The organism is Paraburkholderia sp., assembly GCF_050742655.1.
Lineage (GTDB): Bacteria > Pseudomonadota > Gammaproteobacteria > Burkholderiales > Burkholderiaceae > Paraburkholderia.
Window position 1 is genome coordinate 55,869 of sequence record NZ_JBOIGG010000002.1, and the last position, 14,731, is coordinate 70,599.

A 14,731-nucleotide genomic window follows, 5' to 3' on the forward strand; every position below is an offset into this window, starting at 1 on the left:
TCGTCGCGCGGTCGCCGCGATGAACACACCGTTCAGTTCCTCGCGCAGGCTGCCGATTGCCTGCGTGTAGCGATCGACGCCGCCTCCGCCGCCCGCCCCAAATACCGCCGACCCGGCAACGAACACGTCGGCGCCCGCCTCTGCGATCTGCGCGATGTTCGACGTCTTCACACCGCCGTCGACTTCGATCAGCAACCGCCGGCCGGTGCGCTGGATCGCCGCGTCGACGCGCCGGCGCAACGCACGCAGCTTGTCGAGCGTCTCGGGAATAAACGCCTGTCCGCCGAAGCCCGGATTCACCGACATCACGAGCACCACGTCGAGCTGATCCAGCACGTGATCGAGCACCGCGAGCGGCGTCGCCGGATTGAGCGCGAGCCCTACCCGCGCGCCGCTCGACCGGATCAGTTCGATCGTGCGATGCACGTGCAGTGACGCTTCCGGATGGAAGCTGATCGTGTGCGCGCCGGCGTCGGCGAACGCGGGGACGAGTGGATCGACGGGCATCGTCATCAGATGCACGTCGAGCGGAATCGTCGCGTGCGGCCGCAGCGCCGCGCACACCAGTGGCCCGATGGTCAGGTTCGGCACGTAGTGGTTGTCCATCACGTCCAGATGGATCCAGTCCGCGCCGGCCGTGGTGACATCGCGGATCTCGTCGGCAAGACGCGCGAAATCCGCCGACAGCAGTGACGGAGCAATCAGAAAGTCGCGCATGGGGGTCTCCTCGCGAGCGGTTCGTGCTCAGTGGTACCGTTCAGTGGTAGCGACGCGCCATCGCGTCGAGCGGCAGCGGTTTGATCCGCGACGCGTGCCCCGCGCAACCGAATGCCTCGAAGCGCTCGATGCAGATCGCACTCGCGGCCGCCGTCGCCGCTTTCAACGCGGCGCGCGGATCGAACTCCGAGCGCGCGGTCGCGAGCGACCGGCGCATCGCACCGCTCATCGCGAGCCGGATGTCGGTATCGATGTTGACCTTGCGCACGCCGTGCGCGATGCCGCGGCGAATCTCGTCGACCGGCACGCCGAACGTCGTCGGAATCTCGCCGCCGTATTCGCGGATCACCGCGAGCCATTCCTGCGGCACCGACGACGAGCCGTGCATCACCAGATGCGTGTCCGGAATCCGCGCATGAATCTCGACGATGCGGTCGATCGCGAGAATGTCGCCGGTCGGTTCACGGCTGAACTTGTACGCACCGTGCGACGTGCCGATCGCAATCGCCAGCGCGTCGACGCCGGTCGCTTCGACGAAGATCTGTGCCTCGTGCGGATCGGTGAGCAACTCGTCGCGCGATAGCGTGCCCGCCGCGCCGACACCGTCCTCCTCGCCCGCCGTGCCGGTTTCGAGCGACCCGAGACAGCCCAGCTCGCCTTCGACCGACACGCCCACCGCATGCGCGGCCTCGACCACGCGCCGGCTCACGTCGACGTTGTAGTCGTACGCGGCGGGCGTCTTCTGATCGGGTAGCAGCGAGCCGTCCATCATCACCGACGTGAAACCCGAGCGGATCGCCTGCTGACAGACGGCCGGGCTCGCGCCGTGGTCCTGGTGCAGCACGAGCGGAATATCCGGATGCGCCTCGGCCGCGGCGAGCACGAGGTGTCGCAGATACGGCTCGCCCGCATACTTGCGCGCGCCCGCCGACGCCTGCAGGATCACCGGGCTGTCGGTCGCCTCGGCGGCCCGCATGATCGCGTGAATCTGTTCCATGTTGTTGACGTTGAACGCCGGCACGCCGTAGCCGTGTTCGGCCGCGTGATCGAGCAACTGCCGCAGTGCGATGAAGGCCATCTCGAACTCCTCGTGATCGAATCGAAACCGGTCAGCGGGCGCTGTGCGCTGCTTCGTGCACGACGCGCCGTGCTTCGTCCGCGAGCGCTTGCGCGGTCAGCCCGAAATGAGCGAACAACGCAGCGGCGGGCGCCGATTCGCCGAACGAATCGATGCCCAGCACACCGCCGTCGAGCCCCACGTACTGTCGCCAGAACGCTGTCACGCCCGCCTCGACGGCGACCCGCGGCACGCCCGGCGGCAGCACCGCGTCCCGCCACGCGCGCGGCTGGCGGTCGAACACGTTCGTCGACGGCATCGACACGACACGCACGGCGATGCCGTCCTGTTCGAGCGGCGCGACTGCCGCGAGCGCGAGCGCGACTTCGGAGCCGGTCGCGAGCAGTACGACGCGCGCGGGCGCGTTCTGTCCATCCTGTGCATTCGACCAGTCGCGCAGCACATAACCGCCCCGCGCGATCGCGTCGATCGTCGCACCGTCGCGAGCGACGAACGGCAGGTTCTGTCGACTCAGCAGCAAGCACGACGGCCCGTCGCGTTCGATTGCGCCGACCCATGCCTGCGCGGTCTCGACCGTGTCGCACGGCCGCCAGACGTCGAGCCCCGGAATCAGTCGCAGGCTCGCCGCATGCTCGACCGCCTGGTGCGTCGGTCCGTCTTCGCCGAGGCCGATCGAGTCGTGCGTGAACACGAAGATCGAGCGCGTTTTCATCAGCGCGGCCATCCGCAGCGCGTTGCGCGCGTAGTCGGAGAACGTGAGAAACGTGCCGCCGAACGGAATGTACCCGCGATGCAGCGCGATGCCGTTCATCACCGCGCTCATGCCGAACTCGCGCACGCCATAGTGCAGATAGTTGCCACCCTGCAGCCCGGCGGCATCGGTGCGCACGTCGACTGCGGCCTTCCAGTCGGTGAGATTCGAGCCGGTCAGATCGGCCGAGCCGCCCAGCAGTTCGGGCAATGCGCGCGCGAGCGCGCCGATCGCCTGTTGCGACGCCTTGCGCGTCGCAATCGATTCGGCCGCGAGGTCTGCGTCGCGTACCAGTGCGCGCACCGCGTCGCGCCATTGCACCGGCAACACGCCACGCACACGGCGTTCGAATTCGGCGGCCTCGTCCGGATGGCGCGCGCGATACGCGTCGAAGCGCGCGGTCCAGTCCGCTTCCGCGGACGCGCCGCGTGCGGTCGCGTCCCAGCGCTCGCGTACCGAGTCGGACACCGCGAACGGCGGCTCGGTCCAGCCGAGCGCGCGACGTGTGCGTTCGACCTCGTCGGCGCCGAGCGGTGCGCCGTGCACGTCGTGCGTGCCGGCCTTCGACGGCGAACCCTTGCCGATCACCGTGCGACAGCAGATCAGCGTCGGCCGGTCCGACGCGCGCGCGTCCTGCAACGCGCGGTCGACCGCGTCGACGTCATGCCCGTCGACGTCGCGCACGACGTGCCAGCCATATGCGGCGAAACGCGCGGGTGTGTCGTCGGCGAACCACTGCGCGACGTGGCCGTCGATCGAGATGCCGTTGTCGTCGTAGAGCACCGTCAGCTTGCCGAGCTTCAGTGTGCCGGCCAGCGACGCGGCTTCGTGCGAGATGCCTTCCATCAGGCAGCCGTCGCCAACGAACACATAGGTGCGGTGATCGACGACCGTATGGCCCGGCCGGTTAAATTCCTTCGCGAGCAGCGCTTCCGCGAGCGCCATGCCGACCGCGTTCGCGAGCCCCTGACCGAGCGGTCCGGTCGTCGTTTCGACGCCGGGCGTGACGCCGACTTCAGGGTGCCCCGGCGTGCGGCTGTGCAGCTGGCGAAAGCGCTTCAGCTCGTCGACCGGCAGATCGTAGCCGGTCAGATGCAGCAGCCCGTACAGCAGCATCGAGCCATGTCCGTTCGACAGCACGAAGCGGTCGCGATCCGGCCACGCGGGATTGCGCGGGTTATGTTTCAGATGCCGGTCCCACAGCGCGACGGCGATCTCCGCCATGCCGAGCGGCATGCCCGGATGACCGGACTTCGCCGCCTCGACCGCATCGATGGCGAGCATGCGCAGCGCGTCGGCCATCGGGCCGGTTATAGCCAGATCTGTCGACAGGCCGGTAGACAGCGCAGCGGATTCAGCAACGGCACTCATTAAAGCTCTCCTTGCACAGATTCAATCGAGACCGCCTCATGCCCGCGCGCGCCGGTCGAGCAGCTGCAGGATCATCGGCGTGAAGATCAGCTGCATCGCGAGACCCATCTTGCCGCCCGGCACGACGATCACGTTCGGGCGCGACATGAACGAGTCGTGCAGCATCGTCAGCAGATACTGGAAGTCGATGCCTTTCGGCCGCGCGAAGCGGATCACGACAAAGCTCTCGTCGGGCTGCGGAATCTCACGCGCGATGAACGGGTTCGATGTGTCCACCGTCGGCACGCGCTGAAAATTCACGTGCGTGCGCGAGAACTGTGGACAGATGTAGTTCACGTAGTCCGGCATCCGCCGCAGGATCGTGTCGACTACCGCTTCGTGCGAATAACCGCGCATCGTCTGGTCACGATGCAGTTTCTGGATCCACTCGAGGTTGATGATCGGCACGACGCCGATCAGCAGATCCGCATGCCGCGCGATGTCGACGCGATCGGTCACCGCGGCGCCGTGCAGCCCTTCGTAGAACATCAGGTCGGTGCCGGGCGTCACGTCCTCCCACGGCGTGAAGGTGCCCGCATCCTGCTTGTAGAGACGCGTTTCCGCTTCGTCGTGCACATAGTGACGCAGTTGCCCGGTGCCGCTGTCGCCATAACCGACGAACAGCGCTTGTAGCTCCTCGAGCAGATTCGCCTGCGGCCCGAAGTGACTGAAGTTCGGCGCGCCGTCGCGCTCATGCTGCTTCATCGCTTCGCGCATGCCGTTGCGGTCGTAGCGATGGAACGCGTCACCCTCGACGATCTGCGCATTGATATGCTCGCGCCGGAAGATGTGGGTGAAGCTCTTCATCACCGTGGTCGTGCCGGCTCCGCTCGAACCGGTTACCGCAATGATCGGATGTTTGACTGACATGCGCGTCTCCGGAGTGTGATGATCTGGTCGGTCTGGACGAACGTTTTCGCTACGCTTCGTCTACGCCGTGAAATCCGGCAGGAACAGCGAGCGGCGGCCGAACAGCGGCGACGTGTACGGCTTGTCCTCGCCGCGGTCGTATTCGCCGTGATAGCGGCCGATGCGCTCCACCTCGTTCTTCGAGCCGAGAATCACCGGCACGCGGCCATGCAGCGTGCGCGGCGCGACGTCGAGAATGCGTTCGCGCCCGGTGATCGACGCGCCGCCCGCCTGCTCGACGAGAAAACTCATCGGGTTTGCCTCGTACAGCAGGCGCAGGCGGCCTTCCATCGTTGGCGTCTTCGAGTCGCGCGGATACATGAACACGCCGCCGCGCATCAGGATGCGATGCACCTCCGCAACCATCGACGCGATCCAGCGCATGTTGAAATCCTCCGTGCGGCAGCCGCTGCGACCGTCCTTGCACTCCTGCACATAGCGGCGCACGGGCGGCTCCCAGAAGCGTTCGTTCGACGCGTTGATCGCGAATTCGACGGTGTCCTCCGGAATGCGGATGTTCGAGTGCGTAAGCACGAAATTGCCGATGTCGCGCTCCAGCGTGAAACCGTGCGTGCCGTTACCGACCGACAGCACCAGCATCGTCGACGGACCGTAGACTGCGTAGCCCGCCGCGACCTGTTCGTGGCCGGGCCGCAGGAACGCGTCGTCGCTGACGGAGTCACCCGGTTCGCCATCCACCGTGCCGCGATGCCGCAGCACCGAAAAGATCGACCCGACCACGCCGTTGATGTCGATGTTCGACGACCCATCGAGCGGATCGAACGCGAGCAGATAGTCGCCGCGCGGATAGCCACGCGGAATCGGATAGACGTTCTCCATTTCCTCGGACACCATCGCGGCGAGCAAACCGTCCCACTCGCATTGCTGGACGAAGATCTCGTTGGTCGCGACGTCGAGCTTCTTCTGCTCCTCGCCGTGCGTGTTGACGGTCTGCGCGGAGCCGTAATTGCCGCCGAGCGCGCCCTTCGTGAGCATCGCCGAAATCGACTTGATCGCCGCGGCGACGTCGATCAGCAGCGCCGACAGCCCGGCCGTTTCCGGCGCCGCCCCGCCGGCGGGCTGACGGTCTAGCGTGTCGATCAGGAACTTCGAAAGCGTCGTGCGTCCGTCTTGCATCGCGTTCTCCTCGGAGACAGTCGTCATTCAGTGCTGCGGCGTGTCGAACACGCGGCTCGCGCGGATGTCGTCGGCGGCGATCAGCGTGAGCGTGGCGGCATCGGCGGGCGCACCGCCGCGCATCGCGGCTGCAAATAGCCGGTTCGCCTGGCGCAATCGCGCGCGGTCGAGCGCATTGCGCACCGAGCGCGCGTTCGCGAAATTCGGCTGACGGATGCGCAGCGCGAGGTAGTCCGCGAATGCGTGCCGCGAGTCGGCGTCGAAGCGGTAGTGCATCGTGTCGAGCATCCGCGCGGCGATTTCTAGCAATTCCGTTTCGTCGTAATCGGGAAACGTGATGTGATGCGCGATCCGCGACCGAAAACCCGGGTTGCTTTCGAAAAACACGTCCATCCGCGACGCGTAGCCGGCCAGAATCACGACCAGGTCGTCGCGCTGGTTCTCCATCGTCTGCAGCAGGATCTCGATCGCTTCCTGCCCGTAGTCGCGCTCGTTTTCCGGGCGGTACAGGTAGTACGCCTCGTCGATGAACAGCACACCGCCCATCGCACGCTTCAGCACGTCGCGGGTCTTTGGTGCGGTATGGCCGATGTACTGGCCGACCAGATCGTCACGCGTCACCGACACCAGATGATTGCGGCGGATATAGCCGAGCCGGTGCAGCACCTCGGCCATCCGCAGCGCGACCGTCGTCTTGCCGGTGCCGGGATTGCCCGAGAAGCACATGTGCAGCGTCGGCGCGCTGCCGGCGAGGCCTAGCGCGTCGCGCGCCCGTTCGACCAGCAGATGCGCGGCGATCTCGCGGATGCGCGTCTTCACCGGTACCAGGCCGACCAGATCGCGATCGAGTTCGGCGAGCACGTCGCCGATGCCCGAGTCGCGATACAGCGCGGACAGATCGACCTGCGGCGTGGCGTCTTCGGTACTGGCCTGCGCGGCTTGTGCATCGGCAACGTCCGTCATTTAGCCTCCCTGTTCGTAGCCTGACCGATCGATAGCGGCACATCGCATGCAACAGTCGTGCGCATCAGCGTACGGGGCCGTAGCGTTCGCCCGCCGGCCGGTCGCCCGCATAGCTCACGAGCCCGTAGCGCTGCACGCGCCCCACGCTGTCCTGACGCGTCAGACGGAAGCCCGGCTCGTCGTCCGGCCGCCCGACGATGAACGACAGCCGCATCGTCTCGAAGCCGCGCACCGAATCGAACGCGTTGATCTTGATGTAGTGCTGCGGACGCGCGGCGCGGCACGCGTTCAGTTCCTGCAGCACGCCGGCCGCGTCGCGCAGGTCGAACATCGGCATCCCCCACATCTCCCAGTAGGTGTTGCGCGGATGCGGGTCGTCGGTGAATTCGATCGAGCAGGCCCAGCCCTGACCCAGCGCGTAGTCGATCTGCAAGCCGATCTCCTCGTCGGTCAGGTCCGGCAGGAAGGAGAACGTTCCTTGTGTAATGCGCATGACGTACCTCGTTTCGTTGATGGATGTCGCGGTTTTTCGCACGCTTTGCGTCGGGTCACGCAACGCGTCACGCGGCGGTCGGCGTCGCCGCGAAATCGGGCGTATCGGTGGACGCGTAGTTGAAGGTCACGTCGCGCCACGTGTCGAGTGCCTGCTTGAGCGGCGTACAACCGCGCGCGGCCGTTTCGAGAATCTCGGGCCCTTCGTGCAGGATGTCGCGCCCTTCGTTGCGCGCCTTCACCATCGCTTCGAGCGCGACGCGGTTCGCGATCGCGCCCGCCTGGATGCCGGCGGGATGGCCGATCGTGCCGCCGCCGAACTGCAGGATCGCGTCGTCGCCAAACAGGTCGAGCAGCTGATGCATCTGCCCCGCGTGAATCCCGCCCGACGCGACCGGCATCACCTTGCGCAACCCCGCCCACGGTTGCTCGAAGAACAGCCCGCGTGACAGATCGACCGCGTTGTGCGCGTCGCGGCACACGTTGTAATAGCCCTGCACCGACAGCGGATCGCCTTCGAGCTTGCCGACCGCGGTACCCGCGTGCGCATGATCGACGCCTGCCATCCGCAGCCACTTCGCGATCACGCGAAACGAAATGCCGTGATTGCGCTGCCGCGTGTACGTGCCGTGTCCCGCGCGGTGCAGGTGCAGGATCATGTCGTTGCGGCGGGCCCAGCGTCCCATCGACTGGATCGCGGTCCAGCCGATCACGAGATCGATCATCACGATGCACGAGCCGAGCTGCTTCGCGAATTCGGCGCGCTCGTACATGTCCTCCATCGTGCCGGCCGTGACGTTCAGGTAATGGCCCTTCACCTCGCCGGTTTCCGCCTGCGCGCGGTTCACCGCTTCCATCGAGAACAGGAAGCGGTCACGCCAGTGCATGAACGCCTGCGAATTGATGTTCTCGTCGTCCTTCAGAAAATCGAGCCCGCCGCGCAGCCCTTCGTACACGACGCGTCCGTAGTTCTTGCCTGAGAGTCCCAGCTTCGGCTTCACCGTCGCGCCGAGCAGCGGACGTCCGTACTTGTCGAGCCGCTCGCGCTCGACGACGATGCCGGTCGGTGGCCCCTGGAAGGTCTTCAGATACGCGACCGGAATGCGCATGTCTTCCAGCCGCAGCGCCTTCAGCGGCTTGAAGCCGAATACGTTGCCGATGATCGACGCGGTGAGGTTCGCGACCGACCCTTCCTCGAACAGGTCGAGGTCGTACGCGATGTACGCGAAGTACTGCGGCTCGTCGGCGCGCGCGCCGGGCACCGGGTCGATCCGGTACGCCTTCGCGCGGTACATGTCGCACGCGGTGAGCCGGTCGGTCCACACGACCGTCCACGTCGCCGTTGACGATTCGCCGGCCACTGCGGCCGCTGCTTCCTCGGGCTCGACGCCGGGCTGCGGCGTGATGCGGAACAGCGCGATGACGTCGGTGTCCTTCGGCGTGTAGTCCGGCTGCCAGTAACCCATCTCGCGGTATTTCATGACGCCTGCTGCGTATCGTTCGCGCGGAGAGCGGGCCGGCTCGATCACCGGTTGACTGAAATCGTTCATGACGTGTCCTCGAAGGTGAGCAGCGCATCGCCGGAAACGGAGCAGCGCCTGAGTTGCACTGTAGGTACAGCCGCAGCTATTGGGAATTCACGATTTCATTCGCCAGTCTTAAGCGATCCGTTATCGATCGCGCATCGCGAAGCGGGATTTCGTCAGGTGCGCCACAGCGTCACCTGCTGTCGGCGGAACACTTTGCTGCGTTTTCGCGACACTCGCCCCGCGACGGCTCACCGGTACGGGCAGCTTGCGCGGCGCGGGATAGCAATGCGCGATGGGCATGGAGCTTGCGTGATGCCGAAGGCCAATGAAGCCCGGCATCGCGCCGGGTCGACGGCGCAATGCTGTGTCAACCCCATGGAGGAATGACGATGCAATGGACGACACCGAGCTACACCGATATCCGTCTAGGCTTTGAAGTCACGATGTATATCGCTACGCGTTAGGCCCGCACGGGCCGCGTGACGCGGCCCTGTCGCGGTAGTTTTTTTCTGACCGGAGCGGCCTGTTTTGTCCGCGTTGCCGGGACATGCGTTCCCAACCATGATCCACGAAACGATCGTCACCACGGCAGCGCGCGACGGCCGCCCTCACGTGGCGCCGATGGGCGCCCGTTACGAAGGCGACTTCGTCGTGCTTGCCCCGTTCCGCCCGTCGACGACGCTCGACAACATCGTCGCGTCGCACGCGGCGGTACTGAATTTCACGACCGACGTGCGCATCTTCGCCGGCTGCATCACGCATCGCGCAACCGACTGGCCGACCGTCGCGGCAAGCCGCGTCGCGAGCGTGCGGCTCGCGGCATCGCTCGCGCACGCCGAGCTCGAACTCGACCACATCGACGGCACCGATAACAACGCCGAGCGTCCCGTGCTGTGGATGAAATGCGTGCACCGCGAAAATCACGCGCCGTTCGCGGGCTTCAACCGTGCGCAGGCGGCTGTCGTCGAGGGCGCGATTCTGGTGAGCCGGCTTTTCATGTTGCCGGCCGACAAGGTCGACCGCGAAATGGCCTACCTGCAGATCGCGATCGACAAGACCGCCGGCGACCACGAGCGCACCGCATGGAGCTGGCTCGTCGCCGCGGTCGAACGACATCGTGCCGGCAGCGCCGTCGACGGTCCGACCGCCGCTCGCGCGCCGCATTGAGCTTTCCTGCTTACCCGCTTTTCGGAGAACAACGATGGCCGCATTGCTCGCGAGCGTCCGCTCGGACGACGAAGCGCTCGACGCCGCCCAGGCGGGCGCCGAGCTGATCGACCTGAAGGAGCCGGATGCCGGCGCGCTCGGCGGCCTGTCGATCGACAACATCGTGCATATCGCCCGGCAGTTGCGCGCGCGCTATCCGGTGAAGCCGATCAGCGCGACGATCGGCGACGTGCCGACCGACGCGCTCGACGAAATCGCCACGCGCGTGATCGAAGTCAGCGACGCGGGCATCGACTACGTGAAGGTCGGCGTGACGCCTGGCCCGGCCGCGCGCCGCTGCCTCGACCAGCTCGCGACACTGCCGGCCACGGTCGTGCCGGTGTTTCTGTGCGACGTGGGCACCGGCGCGGATGAGAAAAACGCCGCCGTCGACGATGCGCTCGTGCTGCATGCAGCCGCGCTGCGATTTGTCGGTGTGATGTTCGATACGTCGGCGAAGGATGGCAGCACGCTGTTCGATCACGTGAGCGTCGATACGCTCGCGCGTTGGCTGCGGCTCACGCGGGAGCGCGGTTCGATGTGCGGGATCGCCGGTGCGCTCGGCTGGGCGCAGCTCGAGCAGATCCGCGCGGTCGCGCCGGACGTCGCCGGCTTTCGCACCGCGCTGTGCACGGATGGCCGCCGCTCGCGGCTCGACCCACAGCGCGTCGCGCAATGGGTCAGCGCGTTGCATCGGTCGGGCGGCGCAGTCTCCGTTGGCGCCGCTGCGCAAGCGGGAGACGGCGGGAGCACCGCGCGACGGCTGTAATCACACAACAGCACGTCAGCGTCAGATCGTCTGCGTGTTCAGCAGCCGGTCGCGCATCAACTCGACGTTGTCCTTGTTGAACAGCTCGACGACGTAGTTCGCGTCATTCACGTAGTCGGCGAAGCGGCGATCGACCACGCCCGCCGCCGCGAGCGTGTCGAGCCCGTCGTCCGCGCCGATCGGACAGGACTTCACGACGATCAGCCGCTCCGCGTTGAGCATCGTCGACAGCCATGCGGCGAGACTGTCCGACGTCGTGTCCCAGTTGCTCATCGCATCGGGCGTGTCGCGCATCAGCGCGGTCGGCATCCATACCGCGACGTGACCGTCGCGCAGCGCGCGGCGGATCTTCGCCTCGCTCGACGCAAGCACGAGTTCGGGCAGTACGCCCTGCATCAGGATCGCGTACTGCGTCATCGCGAGTAGACACATGTTGTGCGCGGCGAGATCGTCGAAACACCACTCGCTCTGGTACTGCCGCACCTTGTCCGCGAAATCGCCGCCGCCGGGCACGATGACGACGCGCCCGCCCCCCAGTTCGCACAGCTCGGTGAGCCAGCGGCGCAGCATCGGCTCGTGACTCAGGCTGCCCCCGATCTTGACCACCCACATGAGCGTTGTCCTCGCTTGCTGTTAACTGCCTTCCTGCGTTGCGTCCGTACCATCCGTCATGCGACCCGTGGCGCGGAGCGTTCGTCGCGCCGGTAGGGCGATTCGCGCGATCCGTCCTGCCCGTCCTGCGCGGCGAGCAGCGCGACCGCGACACTCGGCGCACAGGTCGCCGCGCGGTCCGCGCAATCGCCGGGCAGGTTTGCCAGCGTACCGAAATCGACATAGCCGCGCGCTTCTTCGCGAGCAAGCGCCGCGACCAGAAACCGGCCACAGCCCGCGCCCACCAGCGGCGCCGCAGCAAGTTCCGGATGCGCGGCCGTCACGCGCGCGAGATTGATGCCGATCTCGCGCAGTTGCAGGCCGCGCCAGCGCTGCGCGAGCCGGCGCCAGTCGCCGGCCTCCGCCTCGTGCGCGTCGCGACCGATCATCCGCGCGATCCGCGCCGCGCTCGCAGCCTCGGTCTTCGGCCCCTGGTCGGCACTTGGGTACAGGTCGTGTGCGGGGTTCAGTTCGCCGGTCAGCCGGTACACGTCGGCGCTCGTGGCGAACCATTCGTTCATCACGTTGACGGCGGCGCCCGCGAAGTCGATCCGGTGCGCGATTCCGCACAGCGGCGTGCGCACGATGCCCTGATAGACGAGCTCGCCGCTTGCGAGCCGCCCCGCGTCGGTCGATGCCCTAGCGGCCACACAGCCTTTCGCGATCGGGATGATGTCGGTCGTCGTGCTGCCGATGTCGAGCAGCACCGCATCGGCGATGCGGGTCGCGACCCAGCTCGCGGTCGCGAGCCAGTTCACGGATGCTACGTTGCGCCAGCGCGCCGCGCATGCGGCCGTCGCGAGCCAGCCGACGTCACCTGCGTAGAAACGCAGCGAAGGCCCGAGCCGCGCGGCGAGTACCGCCGCGATCGCGCGCACGCCTTCCGCGCGATCCGCGAACAGGTCGACCATCTCGCCGGTCATCGTCACCGCGTGCCGCGACGCGGCCGCCCGCGCAGTAGGCCAGCGCTCGAACACGAGATCGATCGTGCGCTCCAGATGATCGAGGCCCTGCCACAACGGACACGCCCATTGCGCGACATCGAGCACGTTCCCCGACGCATCCGCAAGCGACACCTTCACGTGAGCGCCGCCGACATCCCAGCCGAACAGCGCGGCCGACCGGGCGAAGTCGAAGGTCGAATGGGCCGCGTTCACGGCTGGACTCCGTATGCGGACGACGGCTCGTGCCACTGTGGGACGCTGCTCGCCCCTCCTGTCCGCACGCCATGCGCGGCGAGCAGCGTGCGCGCGAGATTACCGTCGAGCGTCGTGGACAGCCCCGCATACGCTACCGTCAGACGCGGATTCACTTCGATCACGACAGGCCCGCGTTGCGGATGCCACACCACGTCGATGCCCGCGAAGCCGCGCAGCCCCGGTATCGCCGCCGCGACACGCTGCGCGAGCGCATCGAGCGTGCGGCCGCGGTCGCCGGAGCGCTCGATCTGATCGACCGCGACGCCGTCGAATTCGACGACCTGTGGTCGATGTTCCGACGTATCGGGCCCGCGCAGACCGATCTGCTGCCGGTTGATGCTGACGAGCCGCACCGCCTCGCCGGTGCACACCAGCGACAGGCTGAGCGGCTCGCCGTCGATCCACGCCTGCAGCACCGGATTGCGCGCCGCGAGCATGCGCGCATCGTACTCGGCGCACGCATCGGCGAAGCGGTCGAAGACGAAGGTGTCGAGGCCGCCTGCGCCGTCGTCCGGTTTCACGACCCAGCGTCCGGTGGATGTCATATCGTTCGATTCAGACTGAGAAGGATCGAGCGCAGGCGTCGCCGCGATGCCGTGCGCGGCGAGCCGCGTCGCAGTCGCGCGCTTGCTCGACGCGATGCGGATCGCGTCCTTCGTGCAGCCGAGCCAGCGTGCCTCGCCGACCGCGTCGTGCAGGTTCAGCAGCAGGTCGTCGCATTCCGGCGCGATGATCCACGCATAATCGTGTTCGCGTGCGGCCCGCGCGACGAAGTCGATCATCGATTCGCCCGGTGCGGCCCGGCAGTGCGCGAGCGCTGGATCGACGGTCTCGAAGCGCGAGCTCGCGAAGGTGACGTGCACGTCGTCGAGCGCGCGCAGCTCCGCGACGAGCGCATCGCGCATCACGCGGCCTTCGACGACGAGCGCGCTGAGATCGGCGAGACCGCTCGCGCCGGCCAGCGCCGGATCGATGCCGCCGCCGGTAAGATACTCGTAGACAAAGATCTTGGTCAAAGGAACGCGCCCCTATGCAGGTGATACCGGTTCTCGATCTGCTCGACGGTCACGTGGTGCGTGCGGTACGCGGCGAGCGGACGGCCTACCGGCCCATCCGTTCGTCGCTCGCGTCCACCAGCGAGCCGTTGCCCGTCGCGCGCGCACTGCTGGCCGCGAGCGGCGCGCGCACGCTGTATATCGCCGACCTCGGCGCCATCCTTGAAACCGGCGCACACGTCGACGTGCTTGCCGCGTTACGCACCGCACTCCCCGGCATCGAGATCTGGCTCGACGCGGGCTATGCGGACCATGCGTCGATGCGCGCGCTGTTCGAGCGTATCGATGCGGCCGGCCTCTTTCCCACAACCACCACAACCGCCGCGACGCTCGTGCCAGTGTTCGGCACCGAGTCGCTGCGCGACGTCGACGCGCTGCGTGCTGCCGCTCGCGACGGCCTCGCGCCGATCCTGTCGCTCGACCGTCGCTGCGGCGCGCTGCTAGAGGCCGCCGCGCTCGAACCTACGTCGTCGTGGTGGCCCGCGCGCGTGATCGCGATGACGCTCGATCAGGTGGGCAGCGACGCAGGCCCCGACCTCGCGACGTTCGAACGCCTGCGCGCGGACGCGCCGGCCGGCACGATGCTGATCGGCGCGGGCGGCATTCGCGATCGCGCCGACCTCGCGGCCGCGGAGCGCAGCGGCGCCAACGCTTGGCTCGTCGCATCCGCGTTGCACGATGGGCGGTTAGGTCCGTCTGGCTCGGGCCCGGCATCTGCCACGCACACATAGAGCAGCCATACACGTTTCATGCCAAACCACGAAAAACGGCAGCACGACGCTTACGTGTAAACCGGCGGCAAGCTCGTGCCACGACGTGTGACACTCTGCTCCGGCGTCTCACACAACCTGTGCGACGCGCGCGC

Annotated in this window: 14 protein-coding genes and 1 pseudogene; 4 read left to right on the top strand and 11 right to left on the bottom strand. The window is 67.1% G+C overall.

Annotated features, from left to right (window positions below; genetic code table 11):
* Nucleotides 1–24 precede the first annotated feature (24 nt).
* From rpe to ACREXZ_RS02955, 8 genes and pseudogenes are all read right to left on the bottom strand, one after another.
* Nucleotides 25–717: pseudogene (gene rpe / locus ACREXZ_RS02920) on the bottom strand (ribulose-phosphate 3-epimerase); the annotation flags it as partial.
* A 40-nt stretch (nt 718–757) separates the two neighbouring features.
* Nucleotides 758–1,795, bottom strand: a complete 1,038-nt coding sequence (gene fba / locus ACREXZ_RS02925) for a class II fructose-bisphosphate aldolase (RefSeq protein ID WP_431762531.1) — start codon at nt 1,793–1,795, stop codon at nt 758–760.
* 31 nt (nt 1,796–1,826) lie between these two features.
* Complete coding sequence (gene tkt, locus ACREXZ_RS02930) at nt 1,827–3,917, bottom strand: transketolase (RefSeq protein ID WP_431762532.1); 2,091 nt, start codon at nt 3,915–3,917, stop codon at nt 1,827–1,829.
* Between the two features lie 36 nt (nt 3,918–3,953).
* Nucleotides 3,954–4,826 (bottom strand): phosphoribulokinase, encoded by an 873-nt coding sequence (locus ACREXZ_RS02935; RefSeq protein WP_431762533.1) that lies wholly within the window; start codon nt 4,824–4,826, stop codon nt 3,954–3,956.
* Between the two features lie 60 nt (nt 4,827–4,886).
* Complete coding sequence (locus ACREXZ_RS02940) at nt 4,887–6,002, bottom strand: class 1 fructose-bisphosphatase (RefSeq protein WP_431762957.1); 1,116 nt, start codon at nt 6,000–6,002, stop codon at nt 4,887–4,889.
* A gap of 27 nt (nt 6,003–6,029) precedes the next feature.
* On the bottom strand, nt 6,030–6,965 hold the full coding sequence (gene cbbX / locus ACREXZ_RS02945) for a CbbX protein (RefSeq protein ID WP_431762534.1): 936 nt from the start codon (nt 6,963–6,965) through the stop codon (nt 6,030–6,032).
* A 64-nt stretch (nt 6,966–7,029) separates the two neighbouring features.
* Nucleotides 7,030–7,458, bottom strand: coding sequence for a ribulose bisphosphate carboxylase small subunit (locus ACREXZ_RS02950; protein WP_431762535.1), 429 nt, complete (start codon nt 7,456–7,458; stop codon nt 7,030–7,032).
* A gap of 67 nt (nt 7,459–7,525) precedes the next feature.
* Nucleotides 7,526–9,007 (bottom strand): form I ribulose bisphosphate carboxylase large subunit, encoded by a 1,482-nt coding sequence (locus ACREXZ_RS02955; protein WP_431762536.1) that lies wholly within the window; start codon nt 9,005–9,007, stop codon nt 7,526–7,528.
* Between the two features lie 368 nt (nt 9,008–9,375).
* On the opposite strand from ACREXZ_RS02955, the gene pqqA reads away from it, so the two are divergent.
* The 3 genes from pqqA (at nt 9,376) to ACREXZ_RS02970 (ending at nt 10,961) form a co-directional block, all read left to right on the top strand.
* On the top strand, nt 9,376–9,450 hold the full coding sequence (gene pqqA / locus ACREXZ_RS02960) for a pyrroloquinoline quinone precursor peptide PqqA (protein ID WP_133649438.1): 75 nt from the start codon (nt 9,376–9,378) through the stop codon (nt 9,448–9,450).
* Between the two features lie 97 nt (nt 9,451–9,547).
* Nucleotides 9,548–10,153 (top strand): DUF447 domain-containing protein, encoded by a 606-nt coding sequence (locus ACREXZ_RS02965; protein WP_431762537.1) that lies wholly within the window; start codon nt 9,548–9,550, stop codon nt 10,151–10,153.
* A gap of 34 nt (nt 10,154–10,187) precedes the next feature.
* Entirely contained in the window at nt 10,188–10,961 is a 774-nt protein-coding gene (locus ACREXZ_RS02970) for a (5-formylfuran-3-yl)methyl phosphate synthase (protein ID WP_431762538.1), read from the top strand.
* A gap of 21 nt (nt 10,962–10,982) precedes the next feature.
* On the opposite strand, the gene ACREXZ_RS02975 is transcribed toward ACREXZ_RS02970, so the two are convergent.
* Genes ACREXZ_RS02975 through ACREXZ_RS02985 form a run of 3 tightly spaced genes read right to left on the bottom strand, consistent with a single transcriptional unit; the run spans nt 10,983 to nt 13,827 of the window.
* Nucleotides 10,983–11,573 (bottom strand): aspartate kinase, encoded by a 591-nt coding sequence (locus ACREXZ_RS02975; RefSeq protein WP_431762539.1) that lies wholly within the window; start codon nt 11,571–11,573, stop codon nt 10,983–10,985.
* Between the two features lie 56 nt (nt 11,574–11,629).
* The gene (locus ACREXZ_RS02980; protein ID WP_431762540.1) at nt 11,630–12,769 is read right to left on the bottom strand and encodes a hydantoinase/oxoprolinase family protein; all 1,140 of its coding nucleotides are present in this window, start codon (nt 12,767–12,769) and stop codon (nt 11,630–11,632) included.
* On the bottom strand, nt 12,766–13,827 hold the full coding sequence (locus ACREXZ_RS02985) for an ATP-grasp domain-containing protein (protein ID WP_431762541.1): 1,062 nt from the start codon (nt 13,825–13,827) through the stop codon (nt 12,766–12,768). Before ACREXZ_RS02985 ends, ACREXZ_RS02980 begins: the two co-directional genes overlap by 4 nt.
* Nucleotides 13,828–13,841: 14 nt before the next feature.
* Here ACREXZ_RS02985 and ACREXZ_RS02990 point away from each other — a divergent pair, with 14 nt between their 5' ends.
* Nucleotides 13,842–14,597, top strand: a complete 756-nt coding sequence (locus ACREXZ_RS02990) for a HisA/HisF-related TIM barrel protein (RefSeq protein WP_431762542.1) — start codon at nt 13,842–13,844, stop codon at nt 14,595–14,597.
* Nucleotides 14,598–14,731 lie beyond the last annotated feature (134 nt).

Bases quoted from the DNA above. Each gene is read 5' to 3' on its own strand.
- ACREXZ_RS02965 (WP_431762537.1), top strand. From the start codon at position 9,548: ATGATCCACGAAACGATCGTCACCACGGCAGCGCGCGACGGCCGCCCT.
- cbbX (WP_431762534.1), bottom strand. From the start codon at position 6,965: ATGACGGACGTTGCCGATGCACAAGCCGCGCAGGCCAGTACCGAAGAC.
- tkt (WP_431762532.1), bottom strand. From the start codon at position 3,917: ATGAGTGCCGTTGCTGAATCCGCTGCGCTGTCTACCGGCCTGTCGACA.
- fba (WP_431762531.1), bottom strand. From the start codon at position 1,795: ATGGCCTTCATCGCACTGCGGCAGTTGCTCGATCACGCGGCCGAACAC.
- ACREXZ_RS02950 (WP_431762535.1), bottom strand. From the start codon at position 7,458: ATGCGCATTACACAAGGAACGTTCTCCTTCCTGCCGGACCTGACCGAC.
- ACREXZ_RS02975 (WP_431762539.1), bottom strand. From the start codon at position 11,573: ATGTGGGTGGTCAAGATCGGGGGCAGCCTGAGTCACGAGCCGATGCTG.
- ACREXZ_RS02935 (WP_431762533.1), bottom strand. From the start codon at position 4,826: ATGTCAGTCAAACATCCGATCATTGCGGTAACCGGTTCGAGCGGAGCC.
- ACREXZ_RS02970 (WP_431762538.1), top strand. From the start codon at position 10,188: ATGGCCGCATTGCTCGCGAGCGTCCGCTCGGACGACGAAGCGCTCGAC.
- ACREXZ_RS02955 (WP_431762536.1), bottom strand. From the start codon at position 9,007: ATGAACGATTTCAGTCAACCGGTGATCGAGCCGGCCCGCTCTCCGCGC.
- ACREXZ_RS02990 (WP_431762542.1), top strand. From the start codon at position 13,842: ATGCAGGTGATACCGGTTCTCGATCTGCTCGACGGTCACGTGGTGCGT.
- ACREXZ_RS02940 (WP_431762957.1), bottom strand. From the start codon at position 6,002: ATGCAAGACGGACGCACGACGCTTTCGAAGTTCCTGATCGACACGCTA.